This window comes from Cellulomonas gelida (assembly GCF_006538725.1).
In the GTDB taxonomy this organism is placed as follows: domain Bacteria; phylum Actinomycetota; class Actinomycetes; order Actinomycetales; family Cellulomonadaceae; genus Cellulomonas; species Cellulomonas gelida.
Window position 1 is genome coordinate 199,938 of record NZ_BJLQ01000003.1, and the last position, 17,306, is coordinate 217,243.

13 protein-coding genes and 1 pseudogene are annotated in these 17,306 nt (G+C 76.0%); 6 read left to right on the forward strand and 8 right to left on the reverse strand.

From position 1 onward, the window contains the following. Positions 1–31 precede the first annotated feature (31 nt). The 4 genes from CGE01nite_RS02360 (at position 32) to CGE01nite_RS02375 (ending at position 4,742) form a co-directional block, all read left to right on the forward strand. On the forward strand, positions 32–2,017 hold the full coding sequence (locus tag CGE01nite_RS02360; RefSeq protein WP_229747450.1) for a dynamin family protein: 1,986 nt from the start codon (positions 32–34) through the stop codon (positions 2,015–2,017). Continuing rightward, entirely contained in the window at positions 2,014–3,711 is a 1,698-nt protein-coding gene (locus CGE01nite_RS02365; protein WP_141368730.1) for a GTPase, read from the forward strand. Before CGE01nite_RS02360 ends, CGE01nite_RS02365 begins: the two co-directional genes overlap by 4 nt. Before the next feature lie 81 nt (positions 3,712–3,792). After that, positions 3,793–4,290 carry an acyl-CoA thioesterase gene (locus CGE01nite_RS02370; protein ID WP_141368732.1) on the forward strand — a complete coding sequence of 166 codons (498 nt, stop codon included), beginning with the start codon at positions 3,793–3,795 and terminating at the stop codon, positions 4,288–4,290. Beyond that, positions 4,287–4,742 carry a hypothetical protein gene (locus tag CGE01nite_RS02375; protein ID WP_141368734.1) on the forward strand — a complete coding sequence of 152 codons (456 nt, stop codon included), beginning with the start codon at positions 4,287–4,289 and terminating at the stop codon, positions 4,740–4,742. The genes CGE01nite_RS02370 and CGE01nite_RS02375 overlap by 4 nt, the downstream gene beginning before the upstream one ends. 26 nt (positions 4,743–4,768) lie before the next feature. Here the strand turns inward: CGE01nite_RS02375 and CGE01nite_RS02380 are convergent, their stop codons facing one another. The 6 genes from CGE01nite_RS02380 to ptsP form a co-directional block, all read right to left on the reverse strand. Beyond that, a complete protein-coding gene (locus CGE01nite_RS02380) occupies positions 4,769–6,391 on the reverse strand; it encodes an SDR family oxidoreductase (protein ID WP_141368736.1) in 1,623 nt (540 codons plus the stop codon). Positions 6,392–6,438: 47 nt separating this feature from the next. Next, entirely contained in the window at positions 6,439–7,434 is a 996-nt protein-coding gene (locus CGE01nite_RS02385) for a DNA topoisomerase IB (RefSeq protein WP_048341688.1), read from the reverse strand. A gap of 10 nt (positions 7,435–7,444) precedes the next feature. Continuing rightward, positions 7,445–9,763 carry an MMPL family transporter gene (locus tag CGE01nite_RS02390; protein ID WP_229747449.1) on the reverse strand — a complete coding sequence of 773 codons (2,319 nt, stop codon included), beginning with the start codon at positions 9,761–9,763 and terminating at the stop codon, positions 7,445–7,447. Positions 9,764–9,874: 111 nt separating this feature from the next. After that, positions 9,875–10,738: an acyl-CoA thioesterase gene (locus CGE01nite_RS02395; RefSeq protein ID WP_141368738.1), complete on the reverse strand. Its 864-nt coding sequence runs from the start codon at positions 10,736–10,738 to the stop codon at positions 9,875–9,877. Between the two features lie 22 nt (positions 10,739–10,760). Beyond that, entirely contained in the window at positions 10,761–11,144 is a 384-nt protein-coding gene (locus CGE01nite_RS02400; RefSeq protein WP_141368740.1) for a globin, read from the reverse strand. A 70-nt stretch (positions 11,145–11,214) separates the two neighbouring features. Then, complete coding sequence (gene ptsP / locus CGE01nite_RS02405) at positions 11,215–12,909, reverse strand: phosphoenolpyruvate--protein phosphotransferase (RefSeq protein ID WP_141368742.1); 1,695 nt, start codon at positions 12,907–12,909, stop codon at positions 11,215–11,217. A gap of 173 nt (positions 12,910–13,082) precedes the next feature. On the opposite strand from ptsP, the pseudogene CGE01nite_RS02410 reads away from it, so the two are divergent. Together CGE01nite_RS02410 and CGE01nite_RS02415 are read left to right on the forward strand one after the other, a co-directional pair. Next, positions 13,083–13,319: pseudogene (locus CGE01nite_RS02410) on the forward strand (PTS sugar transporter subunit IIB); the annotation flags it as partial. Positions 13,320–13,347: 28 nt separating this feature from the next. Then, positions 13,348–13,809 (forward strand): PTS sugar transporter subunit IIA, encoded by a 462-nt coding sequence (locus CGE01nite_RS02415; protein ID WP_048341602.1) that lies wholly within the window; start codon positions 13,348–13,350, stop codon positions 13,807–13,809. A gap of 46 nt (positions 13,810–13,855) precedes the next feature. Here CGE01nite_RS02415 and CGE01nite_RS02420 read toward each other — a convergent pair whose 3' ends face one another. Then, a complete protein-coding gene (locus tag CGE01nite_RS02420; protein ID WP_141368744.1) occupies positions 13,856–15,025 on the reverse strand; it encodes a mechanosensitive ion channel family protein in 1,170 nt (389 codons plus the stop codon). Beyond that, a complete protein-coding gene (locus tag CGE01nite_RS02425; protein ID WP_141368746.1) occupies positions 15,022–17,274 on the reverse strand; it encodes a prolyl oligopeptidase family serine peptidase in 2,253 nt (750 codons plus the stop codon). Before CGE01nite_RS02425 ends, CGE01nite_RS02420 begins: the two co-directional genes overlap by 4 nt. Between the last annotated feature and the right edge of the window lie 32 nt (positions 17,275–17,306).

Genomic DNA, 17,306 nt, shown 5'->3' on the forward strand with positions numbered 1-17,306 from the left:
CGGGGCACCCGTGCTCGGGCAGACTGGCCACGTGCCAGAACCCGAGGTCGCGGGCCCGTCCGGCGCCTCTGACGACGTCACCGGCGCTGCGCTCGTCGCCGCGCTCGAGCGGCTGCGCAGCCGCCTCGTGGCGCTCGAGCTCCCGCTGGACGCCCCGGGCGTCGAGCAGGCGAGGGCCGACCGGGCCGCGGCGATCGACCAGCTCGACGACTACCTGCTGCCGCGGCTGCGCGCGCACAGCGCCCCGCTGCTCGTCGTCGTCGGCGGCTCGACCGGCGCCGGGAAGTCGACGCTCGTGAACTCGCTGCTCGGCGAGCAGGTGTCCGCGCCGGGCGTGCTGCGGCCCACGACGCGCGCGCCGGTCCTGGTGCACCACCCGCTCGACGAGCGGTGGTTCTCGACCGATCGCGTCCTGCCCGGGCTGCCGCGCGTGGCGGCGTCCCGGTCGTCGTCGGGCACGGTCCGGCCCGAGGTCGGTCGGCCGGACGCCGCCGACGACGACGGTGCCGCCCACGGCCGCGCGCTGCGCCTCGTCGCGTCCGACGCGCTGCCGCCGGGCCTCGCGCTGCTCGACGCGCCCGACGTCGACTCGGTCGAGGTCGCCAACCGCGTGCTCGCGAGCCAGCTCCTCGACGCGGCCGACCTGTGGCTCTTCGTGACGACCGCGGCCCGCTACGCCGACGCGGTGCCGTGGGAGCTCCTGCACCGGGCCGTGCAGCGCCACGCGCAGGTCGCGCTCGTGGTCGACCGCGTGGACCCCGGAGCGCGCGCCGCGAGCGACGACCTGCGCCGCATGATGCAGGAGAACGGGCTCGAGCAGGCCCCGCTGTTCGTCGTCGCCGAGGCAGCGCTCGTCGAGGGGCTGCTGCCCCCGGAGGCGGTCGCGGAGGTCGCGACGTGGCTGACCGCGCTGGGCGCGGACGCTCCCGCCCGCGAGGCCGTCGCGCGCGCGACCCGCGACGGCGTCGTGGACGACCTCGCCGGGCGCGCGCAGAGCATCGCGGCCGCGGGCGATGCGCAGGTCGCGGCCGACACCCGGCTGCGCGGCGCCGTCGCCGGCGCGTACGGGGACGCGGCGGCGACGGTCCGCGAGGCGACGTCCGACGGCGCGATGCTGCGTGGCGAGGTGCTCGCCCGCTGGCAGGACCTCGTCGGGACGGGCGATCTGCTGCGCTCGGTCGAGGAGGGCGTCGGGCGGTTCCGCGACGCCGTCGGGAGGTTCTTCCGGGGTCGGCCGACGCCGGTCCCGCCCGTCGAGCATGCCATCGCGGTGGGGCTCGCGGCGATCGTGCTGGATGCGGCCGACGAGGCGGCCGAGCGCGCGCACGCGGCCTGGCGGGGCGACCCGGCGGGTGCCGCGCTGCTGACCGGGCTCGACCTGGCGCGCGGCTCGGCGGGCCTGCGCGGCCGCGTCGACGCCGAGATCCGCGCGTGGCAGTCCGACGTGCTCGCGCTCGTGACCGACCAGGGCGCGGCGCGTCGCGGGACCGCGCGCGGGCTCTCGTTCGGCGTCAACGCGCTCGGCGTGAGCCTCATGGTGCTCGCGTTCGCCTCGACCGGCGGGGTGACGGGCGTCGAGGTCGGCATCGCCGGCGGCACCGCGATCGTCGCGCAGCGGCTGCTCGAGGCGGTGTTCGGCGACGACGCGGTGCGCCGGCTCACGGTCCAGGCCCGCGACCTGCTCGACGCGCGCGTCCAGCGGCTGCTCGACGACGAGGCCACGCGCTTCACGGCCCAGCTCGACGCGCTCGGCGCCGCCGACGCTCGGGGCGACGCGCTGCGGGACGCGGGTCGCGACGTGGCGCACGCGGCGCGCGCGGAGCGGGCGAGCCGACCGGCCGTGGCGAGGACCGCGACGCCCGCGGGCGGTGGACGCGCGCTGCGCGGCGCAGGGCAGGGTGCCGGGCAGGGCGCCGGGGCCGGGCCCGCCGAGTCCGGGCACCCGGGGGAGGGCGACGCGCGCACAGGGCTGTGGCAGCGGCTGTTCGGGCGGCGGACGCGAGGTGAGGACGCGTGAGCCTGACCCTCGAGGAACGCTCCGAGGCGCTGGCAGCCGCGGTCGACGCGGGTGACGGACGGCTCCCGCCGGCCCTCGTGGACGGCGCGCGTGCGCTGCTGCTCCGGGTCGCGCAGCGCGTGGGGCTGTCGTCGGAGCACACCGTGGTCGCGCTCGCGGGGGCGACCGGCTCGGGCAAGTCGTCGTTGCTCAACGCGCTCGTGGGGATGGACCTCGCCGAGACGGGGGTGCAGCGACCGACCACGTCGCACGCGCTCGCGGTCGTCGTGGCAGCCGACGACGAGGGTGCCCGTGATGCGACGCGTCGTGCCTCACCGCGGCCCGACACCGCGCCCGGTGCGGTGGGGCCGCTGCTCGACTGGCTCGAGGTCGACCGTCGGCACACGGTCGTCGCGTCGCGCGAGGTCGGGGGCGGGTCGCACCGGCGCCGGTCGGACCGACGCGCACCCACCGCCGGGACGGTCCCGCCGGGCCTGGTGCTGCTCGACCTGCCCGACCACGACTCGGTCGTCGTCCAGAACCGCTTCCGCGCGGAGCGGCTCGTCGACCGCGCCGACCTGCTGGTGTGGGTCGTCGACCCGCAGAAGTACGCCGACGCCGCGCTGCACGAGCGGTACCTGCGCACGCTCGTCGGGCACGACGACGTCGTGGTGCTCGCGCTCAACCAGGCCGACCGGCTCAGCGCGGCCGAGGCGGACGCGGTGCTCGCCGACCTGCGTCGCCTCGCGGCGCTCGACGGGCTCACCCGCGCCCGGACGCTCGCGGTCTCGGCACGCACCGGCGAGGGCGTCGACGCGCTGCGGGGTCTCGTCGCGCGGGCCGTCGAGCGGCGTGAGGCGACCACGCAGCGGTACGGCGCCGACCTGCGCGCGGTCGCCGAGACGGTGGTCCGCGCGTGCGGCGAGCCGACGCCGTCGCGTGCCCGGGCGAGCACCGACACGCTGCTCGACGCGCTCGAGGACGCCGCGGGCGTGCCGACGGTCGTGGACGCGGTCCGCCGCTCGGCCGTGCGCCAGGCCCGCGCCCGCACCGGCTGGCCGCCGGTCCGCTGGCTCGCGCGACTACGGCCCGACCCGCTCCGACGCCTGCGCCTGGCGCCCCGTCCCGAGCGGCAGGCCGAGCTGACCCGCACGTCGCTGCCCGCGGCCGGTCCCGGCCCGCGCGCGCTCGCGGCGACCGCGGTGCGCGAGCACGCGCGCGACGCGCTCGCGGGTGCGCCCGACGCATGGGTGCTCGCGGCGCGTGCGAGCCTCGACGTCGCCGCGCTCCCGGACGCGCTCGACCACGCGGTGGCGCGCACGCCGTTGCTGCCCGAGCGTCCGGTGTGGTGGTGGCGCGCGCTGGGGGCCGTGCAGTGGGCGCTGCTCGCGGCGGCGCTGGTCGGCGGGCTGTGGCTTGCCGGGCTCGCGCTGCTCGCGTACCTCAGGCTCGACGAGCCGGTCACGCCGGTGTGGGGGCCGGCGCCCGCGCCCACGGTGCTGCTCGTGGGCGGGGTGCTCGCGGGCGTGCTCCTCGCGGCGCTCGGCGCGCTCGCGGCGCACGTGGGCGCGCGTCGCCGTGCGCGAGCGGCGCGCCGACGACTGCGCGCGTCCGTCCGCGAGGTCGCGCAGCGGCTGGTCCTCGACCCGCTCGCGGCACAGGTCGACGCGCTCACGCGGTGCCGGAGCGAGGCGACGCGCGCCGCCGCACGCTGAGCGAGTTCGTCGTCGTCGCCCGCCGCGGGGGAGGATGCCGGGTGGCGCGGCGCACGCCCGCCGCGGCGAGGAAGGACGTGCATGGCCAGGCTCGAGATCCCGGTGCAGCTGCGTTGGTCCGACATGGACGCGTACGCGCACGTGAACAACGTGGAGATGCTCCGGCTCCTGGAGGAGGCGCGCATCGAGGTCTTCTGGCAGCACCCCGTGGGTCCGGACGGCGAGCGCGCCGGGACGCGGTCGACCGCGGTGATCGATGCGGGCCCGGGTGCCCAGGTCGCGACGTTCATCGCGCACCAGGAGATCCAGTACGTCAAGCCGCTCGGCTATCGGCGTGCGCCCGTGGTCGTCGAGCTGTGGATCGGTCACCTGGGCGGCGCCAGCCTGGACGTCTGCTACCAGGTGCGCGACCTGCCCGCCGCGGACCCCGCGTCGGTGGTGTACGCGCGGGCCGTCACGACGCTCGTGCTCGTCGACGCGGCGACGGGCTCGCCCACGCGCATCGGCGCGCACGAGCGAGCCGCGTGGGAGCCGTACGTCGAGGAGCCCGTCGTGATCCGCCGCCGAGGCTCGCGATGAGCGCCGAGGTCCCGGTCACCGGACAGGTGCTGGTCCGCGAGGGTGTGTTCCGGCTGCGCGTGCCGGACGGCTGGGCGGCGACCGGGCTCGAGGGTCACCGCTACCGGCTGCGCTGCCCCGACGTCGACGCGTCGATCGACGTGTCCGTCCACCGTGGCGAGGCCGCCGCACCCGACGCCCGTGAGACGGTCCGCGCGTTCGCGCGGTCGGCCGGGGCCGACGAGCCCGCGCTCGTGCCGCTGCACGGCGACGACGAGGCGACGGCGTCGCGCGCCGGCGCGCGCTGGGCCGACGGCGACGGCTGGCGCGTGGTCGCCGCGCTGAGCCACGGACGCGACGTGGTGCTCGCCGCGGGCGTCGCGGGCGACGAGGACGCGCGCTCGGCGGTCGAGCGGATCGTCACGACGCTCGAGCCGCACGCGCGCGAGCGTCGCTGGTGGCGCCGGGGCTGACCGGCGTGGCCCGCGCCGCCGCGCGCTCAGGGGCTGCGGCGCACCATCGCGCGGTGGGCGCGCTCGGCGGCCGCGGCGATGTTGCGCTGCATGCCGCCGAAGACGACGCCGTGGAACGGCGCCACGGACCACCAGTACACCTGCCCGGCCAGGCCGGTGGGGTGGAACAGGGCCCGCTGGACGAACACGACGGGCGCGCGCGTCCACGCCTCTGCGTCGCTCTCGTCGCCCGGGTCGTCGTCGGGCGGCTCGACGCGTAGCTCGAGCCACGCGAGCCCGGGCACGCGCATCTCGGCGCGCAGGCGCAGCAGCCGACCGGGCTCGAGCGCCTCGACGCGCCACCAGTCGACGGCGTCGTCGACCAGGAGGTGGCCGGGGTCGCGTCGGCCGCGCCGCAGCCCGGGCCCTCCCGCGAGCCGGTCGACGAGGCCGCGGACCCGCCACGCGAGCGGCCACGAGTACCAGCCGCGCTCACCGCCCACGGCCTCGATCACGCGCCACAGCGCCGCGGGCGACGCGTCGACCTGCACGCGTCGCTCGTCGACGTACAGCGACCCGCCTGCCCAGTCCGGGTCGCTCGGCAGCGGGTCGGAGGGCGCGCCCGCGACGGACGCCGACGACCAGCGCGTCGTGACGGCGGCCTCCTGCACCCGGTGCAGCGCGAGGCGCACCGCGCGCTCGAACCCGACTACGCCGCCGGGCGGGTCGGGGACGTGCGCGGCGATGTCGTGCTCCTGGCACACGACCTCGTGCACGAGCGACTCCACGAGCGGTCGCGCGAGCCCGCCGGGCACGGGCGTGACCAGCGAGACCCACAGGCTCGACAGGCGGGGCGTGAGCACCCCGACCCCCACGATGAGCCGCCTGCGCAGCCCGGCGACCTGCGCGTAGCGCTGCATCATGTCGCGGTAGGTCAGCACGTCGGGGCCGCCGATGTCGAACGCGCGGTTGACGTCCGCGGGCATCGCCGCCGCGCCGACGAGGTAGCGCAGGACGTCCCGGATCGCGATCGGCTGGATGCGGTTGTCGACCCACCGCGGCACCGTCATCGCGGGAAGCCGCTCGGTGAGGTAGCGCATCATCTCGAACGACGCCGACCCCGAGCCGAGGATCACCGCGGCACGCAGCACGGTCGTGGGCACGCCGCTGGCGAGCAGGATCTCCCCGACCTCGGCACGTGACGCCAGGTGCGCCGAGAGCTCCTCGTCGTCCGGTGTGAGGCCGCCCAGGTACACCAGGCGGCCCACGCCGGCCGCGTGGGCGGCCTGTGCGAAGGCGGTCGCGGTGGAGCGGTCGCGCTCGGCGAACCCGCGGCCCGTGCCGAGCGCGTGCACGAGGTAGTACGCGACGTCGGCGCCGCGCAGCGCGGGACCGATCTCCTCGGGACGCGCGGCGTCGGCCCGGACGACCTCGACGTCGTCGTACCAGGGGCGTCCGCGCAGGCGGTCAGGAGTCCGCGCGAGCGCGCGGACGCGGTAGCCGGCGGCGAGGAGCTCGGGGACGAGCCGACCGCCGACGTAGCCCGTCACGCCCGTGACGACGGCCAGCGGCGCGTCGGCGCGCGGTCGCCCGCTCGCGTCCGTGCCCGGGACGAGCCCGACGAGCGTGTCCGCGACGGGCTGCGGTGCGAGGTCGGGTGGCAGGGTCATCGTCGCAGTCTGCGGTCGCGGACCCGCGCGCGCACCCGGAGCGCGCCTCAGGTCAGCAGAGCGAGCGTCTCGCGCTCGGCCACCGCCTGCGAGCGGGTCGGCCGGATCGTCGTGCCGCGCTCCCACAGGTCGACCACGCGCGGGTCGATGTACGACGCGCGGCACACGGCGGGGGTGTTGCCGAGCTCGTCGGCGACGTCCTGCACCACGCGCGTCACGACGCGGCGGCGCGCACGGTCCGACGACGGGGCGGCACCGGCCGCGGCGAGGCCACGCGCGGCCAGGACGGTCGCGTGCCACGTGCGGAAGTCCTTGGGCGTCGCGTCCTCGCCGAGCCGCGCCTTGACGTACGCCGAGACGTCGGCGCTGGTCACGTCGTGCCAGCCGGCGTCGTCGCGCCACGCGAGCAGCTCGTCGCTGTCGTCGCGGCGGCGCACGAGCGTGCGGACCAGGCGCGCGACGTCGTCGTCCTCGACGACCGTGTCGCGGACCTGACCCGACTTGGCGGGGAAGTGCAGGTGCACACGTCCCGGGTCGTCCTGCGTCACCGGAGGCAGGACTCGCACGTGGTCCTTGCGCAGCGTCGCGAGCCCGTACGACCCGTGCCGCGCGGCGTACCCCTCGCCGCCCACGCGCAGGTAGGCGAGGTCGAGCAACCGGAACGCGAGCGCGAGCGCCTTGTCCCTCGGGAAGCCGTCCAGCTGCAGGTCGCGGCGCACGCGGCGGCGCGCAGCGGGCAGCCGCGCCGCGACCTCGAGCACGTGGTCGTGCTTGAGGCGGTCGCGGCGGGCGCGCCACTGCGCGTGGTACAGGTACTGCCGCCGACGAGCGTCGTCGAGGCCCGCCGCCTGGATGTGCCCGTGCGGCAACGGGCAGATCCAGACGTCCTGCCACGCGGGCGGGATCGCGAGCGAGACGATCCGCGTCAGGTGCTCGTCGTCGGTGATCCGGACGCGGTCCAGGTCGAGGTAGACGAACCCCGACCCGGCACGGCGTCGCGTCCAGCCGGGCGCGTCGATCCGGACGCGGCGTAGTCGCACCATCCGCGCAGTCTCACCCGGCGTCCGGGCGCCCGCCCGTCGGACGCTCGACGGCAGGCGCCTCGACAGCGGGGACCTCGACAGCGGGGACCTCGACAGCGGGAGCCGCGACGCGCGTGCCCGTGCGGCGCGCCCCGATCCGGGCCGGCCACCAGGCGCGGTCGCCCAGGTCGTGCACGAGGGCCGGGACGAGCAGCGAGCGCACGACGAAGGTGTCGAGCAGCACGCCGAACGCGACGAGGAAGGCCAGCTGCACCAGGAACAGCAGCGGGATGACGGCGAGCGCCGCGAACGTCGTCGCGAGGACCACGCCGGCGGACGTGATGACGCCGCCCGTCACCGCGAGCCCGCGCACGACGCCCACGTGCGTGCCGTCGCGCACCGACTCCTCTCGCACACGCGTCATGAGGAAGATCGAGTAGTCCACCCCGAGCGCGACGAGGAACACGAACGCGAACAGCGGGACGGTCGGGTCGGCGCCCGGGAAGTCGAAGACGTGCTCGAACAGGATCGCGCCGAGCCCGAGCGTCGCGGCGAACGAGAGCACGTTCGCGACGAGCAGCAGCAGCGCGGCCACGACCGAGCGCAGCAGCAGCATGAGGATCAGGACGATCACGACGAGCACGATCGGCACGATCACCTGCAGGTCGCGCTGCGCGGCGTCGATCGTGTCGACCTTCTCGGCCGCTGCGCCACCCACGAGCGCGTCGGGCGACGTCGCGTGCGCCACGGTGCGCACGTCGCGCACGGTGTCCTGCGCCTCGACGGTGTCGGACGGGGCGGTCGTGGTCACGTCGAGCCGGATGTCGCCGTCGACGACGAGCGGCGGCGCGTCGCCGCTGCCGGGCGCACCCGCGGGGGCGCCGGTGTACGGCGCGACGGCCTCGACGCCCTCGACCGCGGCGACCGCCTCGCTCACCGCGGTCGCGTCCGCCTCCGGCACGATGACCGTGATCGGCTGGACCGCACCCGCGGGGAAGTGCTCGGCGAGCACCTGCTCGCCGGTCACCGCGTCGACCTCGGTGCGGAAGACGTCGGAGTCGCTCGTGCCGGACGCGTCGAACGTCGGCAGGAACGCCGCGAACCCGAGCAGCACGACCGCGGTCACCACCCACACCCGCCGCGCGCGGTGCGCGACCCACCGGGCCAGTCGCCCCCACAGCCCGCCCGCGCCCTGCGTGGTGACGTCCGGCGCGGCGGGGGCGTCGGCGGCGGCCGGGCGCGGGACGCGCGGCCAGAAGAAGCCGCGCGAGCGCCGACCCGCGACCAGCAGGATCGCGGGGAGCAGCGTCAGGGCGGCGAGCAGTGCGGACGCGATGCCGATCGCCGCGACCGGTCCGAGGCTCCGGTTCGAGCCGAGGTCCGAGAGCAGGAGGCACAGCACACCGGCGATGACGGTGCCGGCGGACGCCGCGATCGGCTCGAGGCACGCGCGCCACGCACGCCGCATCGCCTCCGCAGGGTGCTCGGCGTGCCGCAGCTCCTCGCGGTAGCGAGCCACCAGCAGCAGCGCGTAGTCGACGCTCGCGCCCACGACCAGGATCGACAGGATGCCTTGCGCCTGCCCGTTGAGCACGATCGTGCCCGCGTCCGCGAGGGTGTACACGACGAGCCCCGCCAGGCACAGGCCGAAGACGGCGGTGAGGATCACGACGAGCGGCAGCAGGGGAGAGCGGTAGACCACGACGAGGATGAGCAGGACCGCGACGAGCGCGACGATCAGCAGGACGCCGTCGATGCCGCCGAACGCGGTCACCAGGTCGGCGACGAAGCCCGCGGGGCCCGTGACCCAGGCGTTGAGGCCGAGCTCGCCGGCGGAGTCGGCGCTCGCGCCGAGCTCGTCCAGCAGCGTCGCGCGCAGGTCGGTGACGAACGCGTTGGTGACGGACTCCTCGTCGCCGATGAGGTCCTCGGCGCGGTCCGCGTCGAGCGAGTAGATGACGAGCAGGGCCTCGCCGTCCTGCGAGGGCGTGACCACGGGCTCGGCGGTCAGGTAGTCCGCCCACGTCTCGTCGGTGCCGGGCACGGCGTGGTCGGGGAACGACTGCGCGACCTCGGTCACCGCCGCGACCTGCTCGTCGGAGACCGGGCCACCGTCCTGCGGGGTCAGGACGACGAGCGCGGGCAACGCGGGGGACTCGACGAACTCCCGGCTCGCCTCGGCGGCGAGCGTCGACTCGGCCGACGACGGCAGGAACGCGGCGGCGTCGTTCGTCTGGACCTGCGACAGCTTGCCCTGGGCGGCGCCACCGAGGGAGCCGATCAGGAGCCAGGCGACGATCGCCACGAGGATCAGGAGGGCACGGGTCAACGACGGACGGAGCGACGGCATGGACCGCAGCATGCGGCACCGCGGGCCGGTGCGCGCGTCGAACGCGCGCTACGTCCGGAAGGTGAGGAACGTCGCAGGTGGGGGCGGGTTCCGCGGCCCTGCGACGCAGCCTCAGGGGACCCGGATCATGCCCTCCTGGGCGATCGACGCGACGAGGATGCCGTCCCGCGTGAACACGCGCGCCGCACCCAGCCCCCGACCACCCTGCGCGCCGGGGGTCGACTGCACGTACAGCAGCCAGTCGTCGACGCGGACGTCGCGGTGCCACCAGATCGCGTGGTCGAGGCTCGCGATCGCCATCCCGGGGGTGACCCACGAGCGGCCCGCACGGCGCAGCACGGGCTCGAGCATCACCTGGTCGCACGCGTAGGCGAGCAACGCGCGGTGCAGCAGCTGGTCGTCGGGCAGGGGCGAGCGCGCGCGGATCCACACCATCTGCCGGCCCGTGCGCTCGGGGGCCGGACCCAGGTAGAGCGCACCCTCGACGTGCCGCACGTCGAACGCCGACTCCTGCGACCAGAAGCGAGCGACCGGGTGGTCGATCGGGCCGAGCACGTCGAACACCGAGCGCACGTCCTCGGGGGCCGGGACGTCGTGAGGCATCTCCTCGGCGTACTCGATGCCGTCCTGCTCGACCTGGAACGACGCGGTCATCGACAGGATCGGCTCCCCGCGCTGCAGCGCGTGCGTGCGGCGGGCCGAGAACGAGCGACCGTCGCGCAACCGCTCGACGGCGAACGTGATCGGCTCCTCGATCACGCCCGCGCGCAGGAAGTAGCCGTGCAGCGAGTGCGGCAGACGGTCGCCCTCGACGGTCGCGCCGGCCGCGAGCAGCGTCTGCGCCAGCACCTGGCCGCCGAACACACGGCCGTGCGGCTGCGGCAGGCTCGTCCCCGTGAACCGGTCCGGGTCGGTCGCGTCCGGCTGCAGGCGCAGGGCGTCGAGGACCACGGTCGTGGGGTCGGGCGTCGTCATGCCCCGCACACTCTCACGAGCCTCACTCATCGAACGTGTTGATCATCGAGTGGGCCGCGCGCTCGAGGTAGTCCCACAGCTCGGCGCGGTGCAGCGGCGCCAGGTCGAGCGAGTCGACCGCGGTGCGCATGTGCGCGAGCCACCGGTCGCGCGCGGCCGGGTTGACCTTGTACGGCGCGTGCCGCATCCGCAGGCGCGGGTGGCCCCGCTCCTGCGAGTAGGTCGTCGGGCCGCCCCAGTACTGCTCGAGGAACGCCGTCAGACGGTCCTGGGCGGGGCCCAGGTCCTCCTCGGGGTACATGGGCTTGAGCAGGGGGTCGGTGGCCACACCCTCGTAGAACTTCGCGACGAGTGCGACGAACGTCTCGTGGCCGCCCACGGCCGCGTAGAAGGAGTCCGGTCTCACCGAGCCATCCTCACACGCAGGCGGCCGCCGTCGGACGGCCCCCGCGTGTGAGGTCGCACCCAGCGGCGCGCTACAGGCCGAGCTCGGCGAGCACCGGGAGCGCCGCGCGCACCGTCTCGCGCGCGTCGGCCGCGGACTCGGCCGCGAGCGCGAGCGTCGCGAGGCGCACGCACTCGTCGTACGTCGTCGTCTGCAGGACCGCCGCGACGTCCGCGATCGCGCGCGGCGTCATGGACAGCGACGAGACCCCGAGCCCGACGAGCACGACCGCGAGCGCCGGCACGGCCGCGGCCTCGCCGCACACGCCCACGGGCCGGCCCTGCGCCGCGCCGCCGCGGCACGTCTCGGCGACCAGGCGCAGCACCGCGGGGTGCCACGCGTCGGACAGGTGCGCGACGGCGCCGAGCAGGCGGTCGGCGGCCATGGCGTACTGCGTGAGGTCGTTGGTGCCGATGCTCGCGAACGCCGCGTGCGCCAGGATCCGGTCGGCGACCAGCGCGGCGCTCGGCACCTCGACCATGACGCCCGCGGTGGTCAGGCCGTGCTGCGCGCAGCGGGCCACGAAGTCCTCGGTCTCCGCGACGGTCGCGACCATGGGCGCCATGACCCACACGTCGGCGGTCTCGGCCGCCGCCGCGCGGGCGATGGCCGTGAGCTGGTCCTCGAGCACCTCCGGGTGCGTCGCGGCCGTGCGCAGGCCGCGGACGCCGAGTGCCGGGTTCGCCTCGTCGTCGGCCGTGAGGAACGGCAAGGGCTTGTCGGCGCCCGCGTCGAGCGTCCGGATCACGACCTTGCGGCCCGCGAACGCGGCGAACACCTGGCGGTAGGCGGCCACCTGCTCGTCGATGCTCGGCGCCTCGTCCCGGTCCAGGAACTCGAACTCCGTGCGGAACAGGCCCACGCCCTGCGCGCCGGCGGCCGCGGCGTCGGCGGCGTCCGCGGGTGCGCCCACGTTGGCGAGCAACTCGACGCGGCGCCCGTCGGCCGTCCGACCGTCGCCGTCGAACGTGCGTGCCACCGCCGCGAGGGCCTTGGCCCGTGCGACCTGGTCGTCGTCGGGGTGCAGCGTGACGGTGCCCGCGCCGCCGTCCACGACGAGCAGGTCGCCGTCGGTGACCTGGGCGTCCAGACCGCGTGCGGCGACGACGGCCGGGATGCCCCGGGCCCGCGCGAGGATCGCCGTGTGCGCGGTCGGGCCGCCCGCGGACGTGGCGATCGCGAGCACCCGGGCCGTGTCGAGCGTCGCCACCAGGGCGGGGGCGAGGTCGACCGCGACGAGGACGAACGGCTCGTCGCGCTGCGGGATCCCGGGCGCGGGGCGACCTGTGAGGTCGGCGACGAGCCTGTCGCGCACGTCGTGGATGTCGCGCGTGCGCTCGGCGAACAGCCCGCCGAGCGCCTCGAACTGCGCCGCGACCTCCTCGGCGGCCTCCCACACCGCGCGCTCGGGCACGAGGTGGTCCTGCATGACGCGCTGCACGGCGTCGGCGACGAGCGTCGGGTCCGCGGCGATCGCGGCGGTCGCGTGCAGCACGTCGGCCGCGTCGCCCTCGGCTCCGTCGGCGGCCGCGTCCAGCGCGGCGCGTACGCGCTCGGAGGCGAGCGCGATGCGGTCCGCGGCGGCGCGGTGGTCGTCGCTCGGCGGGAGCCGCCGTCCGGACGGCGGCTCGGTGACCGGCGGGGGCATCAGCACGGCGGGCGCGACGACCCGGCCGGGGCTGACCCCCAGGCCCTGGAGCACCGTGGGGGACGGGGTGGTACTCACGTGCTGCGACCTCCGTGTCGTGGTGCTCGCAGTGTGGCCCGCCGCCGACCACCGCCGCCACCCGGACACGCGGGGGGCGGCGGGCGGGCTGAGCGTTAGGCTGGTGGTGCTGCGACGGCCAGGTCGCGCAGGGCAGCTCCAGGCGCACGCGCCCGGAGCGGAGCAGAGCGGGAGTCGCATTGAGCAAGGCAGAGCAGATCCTCGCGGCGCTGGGCGGCGACGGGAACGTCGTCGACCTCGAGCCGTGCATCACGCGCCTGCGGGTCGAGGTCAGCGACGCCCAGCTCGTCGACGAGCAGGCGCTCAAGGCCTCCGGCGCGTTCGGCGTCGTGCGCTCGGGTCGCATCGTGCAGGTGATCGTCGGCCCGGAGGCCGACAACCTCGCTGCCGAGCTCGACTCGCTGCGCTGACCGGGCACCGGCCCGCCCACCCACGTCGATGAGCGAGCTGCGCATCCTCGCGCCCGTGCCCGGGGTCGTGCACGCGATCGGTCAGGTCCCCGACCCGGTGTTCGCCGAGCAGATCGTCGGGCCGGGCATCGCGATCCTGCCCGACCACGTCGCACGGCTCGACGTGGTCGCGCCGTGCGACGGCGTGATCGGTGCGCTGCACCCGCACGCGTTCGCGCTCGAGGTCGACGCCGAGCGCTCGGTGCTCGTGCACCTGGGCATCGACACGGTGAGCCTCGCGGGCCTCGGATTCGAGCTGCTCGTGCAGCGCGGCGAGACCGTCACGGCCGGGCAGAGGCTCCTCACGTTCTCGCCGGTCGACGTCGCCGCGTCCGGCATGTCGACGATCTGCCCCGTCGTCGCGCTGCAGGCCGACCCGGCGGCGATCCGTCTCGACGCCGCCGCGGGCGACCGCGTGAGCGCGGGAGACCCGCTCCTCACCTGGAGCTGACCCCCGTCACCTGGAACTGACCCCCGTCGGCTGGACCGGCGAGACCTCAGCTCGCCGGCGGGTCCTGGCGCGGCGTGCGCAGCGCGTCGTCGAGCGGGGTGTCGTGCGGGTCGCGCGGTGCGTCGTCGGCGGACCGCTCCTGCGGATCGCGCGGTCCGTCCTCGGTCGACGGGTCCTGCGGGTCGCGCCCGGCGTCGTCCACGGACGGGTCCGGGGTGGCACGTGACGCGCGGTGCGTCGCGAGCGCGTCGCGCTGACCCGCGAGCGGGACGTCGGCTTCCTCGAGCACCCGGCGCGCCGCGGCGCGCAGCGCCCGCGCGACCTCCCACTGGCGGGCCGGGGTCGTGCGCAGCCGCATGCGCAGCGTGATCGCCTCGGCGGTGAGCCGCTCGATGCCCGTGATGGTCGGCGCGCCCTGCACGGCCGGTCCGACCTGAGGGTCGGCCGCGACCTGCGCCGCGGCCTGCTCGAGCAGCTGCTGCACCTGGTCCAGGTCGGCGAAGTAGTCCACGTCGATCTCGACGACCGCGGTCGACCAGCCCTGCGTCTTGTTCCCGACGCGCACCATCGTCCCGTTCGGGACGTACCAGAGCGTGCCGTCGCCGTCGCGGACCTTGGTGATCCGCAGCGTGACGGCCTCGACCGTGCCGGTGGCCGGGCCCACGTCCACCACGTCCCCGACGCCGTACTGGTCCTCGAGCAGCATGAACATGCCGGTGAGGAAGTCCTTGACGAGGCTCTGCGCCCCGAAGCCGAGCGCGAGCCCGACGATGCCTGCCGAGGCGACGAACGGCGCGATGTTCACGCCGAGCGTGTCGAGGATCAGGAAGACGGCGATCGCGCCGACGAGGACCGCGGCGGACGAGCGCAGGACCGAGCCGAGCGTCCGGGCGCGCTGCGCGCGACGGGCCGTCGCGAGCGGGTCGACCTTGAGCAGCGTCTGGCCGACGCCGGACCCGCCGAGCGGCTTGAGCACCCCGCGCTCGGTCACCGGGGTGCCCTCCGCGATGTGCTCGGTCACCCGCCGGATCGCTGCGCGCAGCAGCATCAGCACGAGCGAGCTGACCACGACGATCACGAGGATCGTGAGCGGCACGCCCGTGAGCCAGTCCCACCACGCGGCCGGCGAGAGCTCAGCCGGAGGGGCGACGGGGTCGGTGGTCCCGCTGGGGGACGGCGCGGGCTCGCCGACGACGCCCGCCCACAGGGCGCTCATCGTGCCTCCTGCCCGACGAGCACCGCGTCGCCGCCGAGCACGGACGGCCCGACGAGGGCGGCCGCGTCGACCAGACCGGTCTGACGCCCGACGAACTGGAGCTGTTCGACGCTGAGCCCGATCGTGCGCGACAGCGCGCGACCGCCGTGCCCGACCCCGGTCTCGCGCCGCACCAGCACGGGGGCGTCCTGCCACGGCGCGGACGTCGCGTGCTGCAGCGCGGCCGCGAGCTTGCGCGCGTGCAGCGGGTCGACGCGCGTGTCGCCCTCGAAGACCGTGAACAGGGTCGCGGGGTACGCGGTGCCGTCGGTCACGTGGTGGTAGGGCGAGTAGCCGAGCAGCCAGCCGAGCTCGGTCGGGTCGTCGGCGTCGCCGTACTCCTCGGTCCACGTCACGCCCAGGCCGAACCGCTGGTAGCGGACCATGTCGAGCAGGGGCGCCGAGCACACGACCGCCGCGAACAGGTCCGGCCGCTGCGTGAGGGCGGCGCCCACCAGGAGGCCGCCGTTGGACCCGCCCCAGCACGCGAGCTGCGCGGGCGTGGTCCAGCCCTCGGCGACGAGCGCCTGCGCCACGGCGTGGAAGTCGTCGAACACGTTCTGCTTGTGCTCGCGCATCCCCGCGCGGTGCCAGTCCTCGCCCTCCTCGCCGCCGCCGCGCAGGTTCGCCACGACGTACACGCCGCCCGCCTCGACCCACGCGAGCGTGCTCGCCGAGTACGCCGGGTCGAGCGAGATCTGGAAGCCGCCGTAGCCGTACAGGATCGTCGGGCGCGGGCCCGTCGGGCGTCCGTCGTCGTCCACGAGGTCCGCGCGCGCCACGACGAACGCGCGCACGACCGTCCCGTCGGGCGAGGACACGGCGACCTGGCGCACGCGCACGTCCGGCACGTCCGCGACGACGCCGGGCGCCGCGGCCCACAGCGTCACCTCGCGCGTCGTGGCGTCGAACCGGTGCACGCGGGGGACGGTGGTGTGGTCGGTGTAGGAGAACCACACGTCGGGTCCGCCCTCGGGACGGGTCATCAGGCCCGAGACGGACCCGAGCCCCGGCAGTGCGACACGGCCGGCGTCGTCGGGCAGGCGCTCGCCCGTCGCGGGGTCGTGCACGGTGATCTCGGAGACCGCGTGACGCCGCCAGGACGCCAGGAGCAGCCGGGGCGTGGTGTCGTCGCCCCCGCCGTCGGTGAACGCGACGTCCTCGAGCACCGCGGTCTCGTCCTGTGCGACGAGCGTGCGCCAGTGCGTCACGCCGGGCTCCGTCGGGTCCGTGACGACGACGCGGCCGCGCGGGGCGTCGAGGTCGGTGTGCACGTACAGGCGGCCGTCCCGGCCGACCCACGCGCCGCTGCGCGCGTCGAGCCCGACCGCGACGTCGACGAAGACCGGGGCGTGCGCGGGCGAGGCGTGCAGGTCCGCGATCCACACGTCGTTGCGTGGCGCGGTCCCGGCCGACGCGGACACGACGAGCCAGCGCCCGTCGCGCGAGACGGACACGCCGTAGTAGTTCGTCAGGTCCAGGCCGTCGCCGAACACCTCGACGTCCTGCTCGGCGGGTGTGCCCACGCGGTGCAGCCACACGCGGCGGTGGTACTGGCGCTCGTCGTCCGGCAGCAGCTCGGGTGCGAGCCGGCGCACGTAGAAGAACGCCTCGCCGCCGGGCAGCCACGCGACGGGGGAGTAGCGCGCGCGGTCGATCGGCCCGTCCACGACCTCCCCCGTGGCGACGTCCAGCACGCGCAGCACCGACTCCTCGGTGCCGCCCGTGGACGTCTGGAACGCCAGCAGCGAGCCCTCCTTGGACGGCTGCCACGCGTCGAGCGTGGTCGTGCCGGCCGGGTCGAGGGCCATCGGGTCGACGAGCACGCGCTCGACCTCGGCGGCCGGCGCCCCGGTCGCGTCCGTCGCGCCCGGACCGGGCTCGACGACGACCACGACCGCGTGCTCCTGGTCGCCCGCGCGCCGCGAGAAGAACCGTCGCTCGCCGCGCCACGCCGGAGCGCCCACGAACCCGGCGCCGAGCAGCTGCTGCAGGCGTGCGGTCAGCGCCTCGGTGGCGAACGGTGAACCCTGCGCGACCTGCGTCGCGCGGTACTGCGCGTACAGCTCGTCCTGCGCCCGGGACCAGGCCTGGGTCGCCACGGCATCGGCGTCCTCGAGCCAGCGGTAGGGGTCGGCCACGGTGCGGCCGTGCAGCTCGTCGCGGTGGTCGTCGCGGTGCGCGGCCGGGTACGTCGCGGGAGGCGTCATGGTCCGCAAGGTTACGACGAGCGACGGTGTGC

What these genes read in the sequence shown, in the direction of transcription:
- CGE01nite_RS02370 (WP_141368732.1), top strand. Translation starts at nt 3,793, where the DNA reads ATGGCCAGGCTCGAGATCCCGGTGCAGCTGCGTTGGTCCGACATGGAC.
- CGE01nite_RS02375 (WP_141368734.1), top strand. Translation starts at nt 4,287, where the DNA reads ATGAGCGCCGAGGTCCCGGTCACCGGACAGGTGCTGGTCCGCGAGGGT.
- CGE01nite_RS02380 (WP_141368736.1), bottom strand. Translation starts at nt 6,391, where the DNA reads ATGACCCTGCCACCCGACCTCGCACCGCAGCCCGTCGCGGACACGCTC.
- CGE01nite_RS02385 (WP_048341688.1), bottom strand. Translation starts at nt 7,434, where the DNA reads ATGGTGCGACTACGCCGCGTCCGGATCGACGCGCCCGGCTGGACGCGA.
- CGE01nite_RS02390 (WP_229747449.1), bottom strand. Translation starts at nt 9,763, where the DNA reads ATGCCGTCGCTCCGTCCGTCGTTGACCCGTGCCCTCCTGATCCTCGTG.
- CGE01nite_RS02395 (WP_141368738.1), bottom strand. Translation starts at nt 10,738, where the DNA reads ATGACGACGCCCGACCCCACGACCGTGGTCCTCGACGCCCTGCGCCTG.
- CGE01nite_RS02415 (WP_048341602.1), top strand. Translation starts at nt 13,348, where the DNA reads ATGAGCGAGCTGCGCATCCTCGCGCCCGTGCCCGGGGTCGTGCACGCG.
- CGE01nite_RS02420 (WP_141368744.1), bottom strand. Translation starts at nt 15,025, where the DNA reads ATGAGCGCCCTGTGGGCGGGCGTCGTCGGCGAGCCCGCGCCGTCCCCC.
- CGE01nite_RS02425 (WP_141368746.1), bottom strand. Translation starts at nt 17,274, where the DNA reads ATGACGCCTCCCGCGACGTACCCGGCCGCGCACCGCGACGACCACCGC.